Source organism: Bacillus sp. C30 (assembly GCF_040838255.1).
GTDB lineage: Bacteria > Bacillota > Bacilli > Bacillales > Bacillaceae_G > Bacillus_A > Bacillus_A mycoides.
Map to the genome: position 1 here is coordinate 1 of NZ_JBFPJH010000206.1, position 5,988 is coordinate 5,988.

The window sequence follows — 5,988 nt, forward strand, 5'->3', positions numbered from 1 at the left end:
GTCAAATAACGGATGAGGAACAAATATAAGAATGGTTGAATATTGTAAAAATTAGCGTGTATAAGAAGGTTTTTTTCTTAAGGATGCGAATACAATTATAGGGTATGAGTTTTAGGATGGAGAGTGGAAATGTTGCGTTTTGTAACGGCGAAGAAAGAAGAAAAAGTATTTGTAGGTATTGTGGATGAAGAGGAAGAAAAGGTATTACATTTAAGAGAAGCGCAAAGACAAAAAGGGGAAAAGGTTACTATCCCAATTACCATGTTAGAGTGTATTGAAAGAGGAAGCGAATGTCTTGAGAAAGTGTACGATATTGTAAATTGGGCGAAGGAAAATGCGGGATCGGCGTATTATCCGTTAGCAGAGGTGAAAATATTAGCACCGATTCCAAGGCCGAGAAAAAATATTCTTTGTGTTGGAAAGAACTATCGTGAGCATGCGGTAGAAATGGGCGGAGTAGAGTCTATCCCTGAAAATATAATGATTTTTACAAAGGCGCCAACAACAGTGATTGGAATTGATGAGCAAATTAATGGTCACCCTCACGCGACGAATGAACTTGATTACGAAGGTGAACTAGCAATCGTTATCGGTAAGCGAGGGAAACAAATAAAAATAGAAAAAGCTCTTGATCATGTTTTTGGATATACAGTTATAAATGATGTAACTGCTCGGGATATTCAAAGGAAACATAAACAATTTTTCCTAGGGAAAAGTTTCGATACATTTTGTCCGATGGGACCGTATTTAATTCATAAATCGATGGTTAGAACGCCGAATGCATTACACGTTGAAACAGTGGTAAATGGAGAAGTAAGGCAAACTTCAAATACGAGAGAAATGATTTTTTCAGTAGAAGAAATTATTTCAACTATAAGTAAAGGCATGACATTAGAGCCAGGAGATATCATTGCAACAGGGACACCAGCTGGTGTTGGTAAAGGTTTTACACCACCGAAGTTTTTACATGCTGGTGATGAAGTTGTTATTACAGTAGAGGGAATTGGTACGTTAAGAAATATAGTGAAATGAAAAAAGAGCTATCTTGTGAAAAGATAGCTCTTTTCTATGGGCGTGGATTAACGGAGTAATCTATGATGGCGAAAATATACAATCCGATTAATGCTAAAGTACAAATTCCAATTAGCATAACTGCAAGTGCGCTTCTCTCACGGCCAAAACCGATAATTGTAAGGAAAACAGCAGCCCAAAATGATGTTTTGAGTAGTGTGAATGTATTAGGAGTTGAATAATGGCTGAGTAAAGTTGTAGATAATATGAAGCCGATGAATGTCATAGAAATAAAAATTGTAGCTAAATTATTAATGTGTTTACCGTATTTCAATAGCATACAGTTACCCCCTTTTTAAATAAAAACAGAATATTCAATTTTATTTTACGATAAACTACTAAAAAAAGAAAGAGGTTGTCCTATATTTAGGACAACCTCACTATGATTAAGATAGTACAGCTTTAATTTTTTGGAACGCCCACTCTAAATCTTCTTCAGAGATTACTAGAGGTGGTGCAATACGAATTACGTTTTCGTGTGTTTCTTTACATAATAGACCAGCTGCTTTTAGTTGTTCACAGTAAGGACGAGCTGGCTCGTTTAATTCGATACCGATGAATAAACCTTTACCGCGAATGTCAGTAATCATTGGGTTATCAATTTCTTTTAATTGCCCAACTAGTTTTTCTCCTAATTGAAGAGAACGCTCTGTTAATTTTTCTTCTTCTAATACTTCAAGAGCTGCAATAGAAACAGCACATGCAAGTGGGTTACCACCGAATGTAGAACCGTGAGAACCTGGCTCGAATACACCTAAAATGTCGCTGTTTGCTGCAACACAAGAGATTGGGAATACGCCGCCGCCAAGTGCTTTACCAAGTATGTACATGTCAGGAGTTACATTGTCCCAGTCGCAAGCAAATACTTTACCTGTACGGCCTAAGCCTGTTTGGATTTCATCTGCTACGAATAAAACGTTTTCTTTTTTACATACTTCAAAAGCTTCTTGTAAGAAACCAGCTGGTGGAATGTTAATTCCTGCTTCACCTTGGATTGGCTCTAAAATGAATGCAGCTGTATTTGGTGTAATCGCAGCTTTTAACGCTTCTAAATCACCATAAGGAATTACAATAATGCCAGGAAGCATTGGACCGAAGCCGCGCTTGTACTCTTCGTTTGATGACATAGAAACAGCACCCATTGTACGTCCGTGGAAGTTATCTTCACAAACGATGATTTCTGCACGGTTTGCTTCTACCTTTTTCACATCATAAGCCCAGCGACGAGCTGTTTTAATTGCAGTTTCAACAGCCTCTGCACCTGTATTCATAGGAAGTACCATATTTTTATTTGTTAGTTTCGCAACTTTTTCGTACCAAGGACCTAATTGATCGCTATGGAAAGCACGAGAAGTTAACGTCACTCGATTAGCTTGGTCAATTAAAGCGTTAATGATTTTTGGATGACGATGACCTTGGTTTACTGCAGAATATGCACTTAATAAGTCCATATAGCGGTTTCCTTCAGGATCTTCTACCCAAACGCCTTCTGCTTTAGAAATAACGATTGGAAGTGGATGGTAGTTATTTGCCCCGTATGTGTCTGTAAGTTCGATAATATCCTTAGTTTGAATCATGATTGTTCCCCCTTTTGTTATTACAAGAAGTTTGTAAATACTCTAAATATTATATCATTTAAATATAAAAAAGCGAAACATTTCCTGAAAATAAATGAACATGTTATCATATAGAGTGAAAAAGTGTGAAAAGAGGAGGCAGGGATACGATGGTACATATGCATATTACAGCATGGGCGTTAGGATTAATTTTATTCTTCGTTGCGTATTCACTTTATTCAGCAGGAAGAAAAGGTAAAGGTGTACATATGGGGCTTCGCCTTATGTACATTATCATTATTGTGACAGGTTTCATGTTGTACATGAGTATTGTGAAGACGGCAACAGGTAGCATGCACATGTGGTACGGCATGAAAATGCTAGCTGGTATATTAGTAATCGCTGGAATGGAAATGGTTCTTGTGAAAATGAGCAAGAACAAAGCAACAGGGGCATTTTGGGGATTATTTATTGTTGCACTAGTAGCGGTATTTTACTTAGGACTAAAATTACCGCTTGGCTGGTACGTATTCAAATAAAAATAAAACCACCTTATAATCTCACATGTTTGGGAGATTATAAGGTGGTTTTTTACTTTATGTCGCATCGATATGTAACTCTTCTCCGTTTACTTTCGTAAATCGCAAAATATTTTTATTAGAGGAAGAGTGGCGTACAAAATGATGCTGCAATGTACAAATCATTTCGTCGTTATCGAATAAAAGAATATTTACTCCTTCGCCTGCTTCATCTTTCGGCAAGAATGATAAATAATTATGACAATACATGCAATCATATAAAGAGTAATTAAGTGATTGCAATGATTCGGTTAATAATGTAAAGACAGAGTCAGGTAATTCCTCAAGCCATTCATTATAGCTAAGAAGTAATTTTTTTCGAATTCGTATCATTTCCCCGTTTTGGAGAGAATGTTGTTCATTTGCAATTTGTAATATGTCTTGTTCATAAAAACGAGCTGGTAGCCAATTGTTGTTATATAAAATTTCAAAACCATCTTCAGCAATATCTTCTAATAGAAAAGCCTCATCATTTTCATCATCAAAGAATACCCATTCTTTGTTTATATATTCTACATTACCGACTGTATGAGCGCGCGGTTGGTTATACAAAATATGTTTGCGTTGTATCATAGTTCATTTCTCCTTTTATAGAAATAGTTATTCTTGTTATGGACAGTTCGTACGTTCTTTATAACTAGACACACCTAAAGATAGATGGGCATACAATAAAACACGCTTTACACTGTGAAACTGCTATTCCATATGTGGATAGTTAGTTATCGTCAAGTTTGTTGTTTTTATGTATCCGCACTCATAGGGTGGGGATTACTGCACGTTCAGAAACAGATATTAGATTAGGAAGGATGATTCTTATGTGCGGGATTACAGGATGGGTGGATTATAAACGCTCATTAGAAGGGGAAAGGGACATCGTGACGAAGATGGCGGAAACGCTAGCGAAACGCGGTCCAGATGATAATAAAGTTTGGATTAAAGGGAACGTCGCATTTGGGCATAAACGGTTAATCGTTGTAGATCCTGAAGGTGGTAAACAACCCATGACTTGTTTAAAAGACGAAACGAGTTATGCGATTTGCTATAACGGAGAGCTCTACAATACAGAAGATATTCGCAAAGAGTTATTAAGAAGAGGTTATACATTTAAAGGGCATTCCGATACAGAAGTACTATTGGCATCTTATATTGAATGGAAAGAAGAATGTGTCGATCATTTAAACGGTATATATGCGTTTGCAGTATGGGATGAGAAAAATGAACGAGTCTTTATTGCCAGAGATAGATTAGGTGTAAAACCGCTTTTTTATAAATATGATAGCGGACGATTATTATTTGGTTCAGAGTTAAAAGCGATACTAGCGCATCCAGATGTGAAGGCGGAAGTAACGTTAGAAGGGTTGTCAGAAATATTTGGCCTCGGACCATCTAGAACGCCTGGTCACGGTATATATGCTGGTATTCAAGAACTGCGTCCGGGTCATGCAATGACGTTCTCGAAAGACGGTTTATGCATATGGAGATATTGGAATGTAGAAAGTAAAAAACATGAAGATTCATTTGAAGAAACAGTAGAGAAAACTCGTTTTTTATTACAAGATGCGATTACGAGACAATTAGTTTCTGACGTACCACTATGCACTTTTTTATCAGGAGGTGTAGATTCAAGTGCTATAACAGCAATTGCCGCGAAAGAGTATGAAAGATCAGGGAAAGGTCAATTGCACACGTATTCTGTTGACTATGAAGATAACGACAAATATTTTAAAGCGAATGCGTTTCAGCCGAATTCAGATGCACCATTTATTAATTTAATGACAGAGACATTTCAAACAATTCATCATCGCTGCGTCATTTCTAATGAACAACTAGCACAGTATTTAACAGAAGCAGTACTCGTTCGCGATTTGCCTGGTATGGCAGATATTGATTCTTCATTATTATGGTTTTGTCGTGAAATAAAACAAGATTTTGTCGTCGGTTTATCTGGAGAATGTGCAGATGAAATATTCGGAGGTTATCCGTGGTTTTATAGAGAAGATGATTTACAATCAAGTGCATTTCCATGGATGCGTTCTACAGAAGCGCGTGAACAACTTCTGAAGAAAGAATGGAGAAATAAATTAAATTTACAACAATATGTACAACAACGCTATGAAGAATCCATTCAAGAAGTTCCTATTTTAGAGGGAGAAAGCCAATTAGAAGCGAAGAGACGACAATTATTTTATTTAAACATGGTATGGTTTATGACAACATTATTAGACAGAAAAGACCGTATGAGTATGGGGGCAAGCTTAGAAGTACGCGTTCCATTTGCGGACCACCGACTTGTCGAATATGCGTGGAATATTCCTTGGGAAATGAAAATGTATAAAAACCGCGAAAAAGGTCTATTGCGTAAGGCGTTAGAAGGATTACTTCCAAATGATATATTATATAGAAAGAAAAGTCCGTATCCGAAAACGCATAATCCGCACTATACGAAAGCAGTAACAGTATGGCTCCAAGATTTATTAACGGATAAAGGCTCAATTTTGCATGAATTGTTCGATAAGGAGCAATTGAGCGGATTGATCGAGTCTGGCGGCAGTGCATTTCAAAAACCATGGTTTGGTCAATTAATGACTGGGCCGCAGCTTTTAGCTCATTTAGCGCAAATTCATGTTTGGTTTAAAGAGTATGGGGTAAATATTAAGGAATAGGGAAAGAGCGGCTTATATTTATGTGAGCCGCTCTTTTTCTTAAATAAATTGTCATATAAAATTCAAAATCATATTAGAAATAATACTTATTTAGAATTATTATTTTGACGTATTTATTAT

6 protein-coding genes are annotated in these 5,988 nt (G+C 36.6%); 3 read left to right on the forward strand and 3 right to left on the reverse strand.

Going from position 1 to position 5,988, the window contains the following annotated elements; genetic code table 11:
* Positions 1-129: 129 nt before the first annotated feature.
* Positions 130-1,032, forward strand: coding sequence for a fumarylacetoacetate hydrolase family protein (locus AB3X49_RS16380; protein WP_002140809.1), 903 nt, complete (start codon positions 130-132; stop codon positions 1,030-1,032).
* Positions 1,033-1,066: 34 nt separating this feature from the next.
* On the opposite strand, the gene AB3X49_RS16385 is transcribed toward AB3X49_RS16380, so the two are convergent.
* Together AB3X49_RS16385 and rocD are read right to left on the reverse strand one after the other, a co-directional pair.
* On the reverse strand, positions 1,067-1,351 hold the full coding sequence (locus AB3X49_RS16385; protein ID WP_000925332.1) for a hypothetical protein: 285 nt from the start codon (positions 1,349-1,351) through the stop codon (positions 1,067-1,069).
* A gap of 106 nt (positions 1,352-1,457) precedes the next feature.
* Positions 1,458-2,648: an ornithine aminotransferase gene (gene rocD, locus AB3X49_RS16390; protein ID WP_000616665.1), complete on the reverse strand. Its 1,191-nt coding sequence runs from the start codon at positions 2,646-2,648 to the stop codon at positions 1,458-1,460.
* 149 nt (positions 2,649-2,797) lie between these two features.
* Here rocD and AB3X49_RS16395 point away from each other — a divergent pair, with 149 nt between their 5' ends.
* Positions 2,798-3,166 carry a YisL family protein gene (locus AB3X49_RS16395; protein ID WP_002134930.1) on the forward strand — a complete coding sequence of 123 codons (369 nt, stop codon included), beginning with the start codon at positions 2,798-2,800 and terminating at the stop codon, positions 3,164-3,166.
* A 57-nt stretch (positions 3,167-3,223) separates the two neighbouring features.
* On the opposite strand, the gene AB3X49_RS16400 is transcribed toward AB3X49_RS16395, so the two are convergent.
* Positions 3,224-3,778 (reverse strand): DUF2777 domain-containing protein, encoded by a 555-nt coding sequence (locus tag AB3X49_RS16400; protein ID WP_002064212.1) that lies wholly within the window; start codon positions 3,776-3,778, stop codon positions 3,224-3,226.
* Positions 3,779-4,020: 242 nt separating this feature from the next.
* Between AB3X49_RS16400 and asnB the strand changes: the two genes are divergently transcribed.
* Complete coding sequence (gene asnB, locus AB3X49_RS16405; protein ID WP_367963382.1) at positions 4,021-5,868, forward strand: asparagine synthase (glutamine-hydrolyzing); 1,848 nt, start codon at positions 4,021-4,023, stop codon at positions 5,866-5,868.
* The last annotated feature ends 120 nt before the right edge of the window (positions 5,869-5,988 follow it).

Excerpts from the sequence above, each read along its gene's own strand:
- AB3X49_RS16380 (WP_002140809.1), top strand. The coding sequence starts at position 130 with ATGTTGCGTTTTGTAACGGCGAAGAAAGAAGAAAAAGTATTTGTAGGT.
- AB3X49_RS16385 (WP_000925332.1), bottom strand. The coding sequence starts at position 1,351 with ATGCTATTGAAATACGGTAAACACATTAATAATTTAGCTACAATTTTT.
- rocD (WP_000616665.1), bottom strand. The coding sequence starts at position 2,648 with ATGATTCAAACTAAGGATATTATCGAACTTACAGACACATACGGGGCA.
- AB3X49_RS16395 (WP_002134930.1), top strand. The coding sequence starts at position 2,798 with ATGGTACATATGCATATTACAGCATGGGCGTTAGGATTAATTTTATTC.
- AB3X49_RS16400 (WP_002064212.1), bottom strand. The coding sequence starts at position 3,778 with ATGATACAACGCAAACATATTTTGTATAACCAACCGCGCGCTCATACA.
- asnB (WP_367963382.1), top strand. The coding sequence starts at position 4,021 with ATGTGCGGGATTACAGGATGGGTGGATTATAAACGCTCATTAGAAGGG.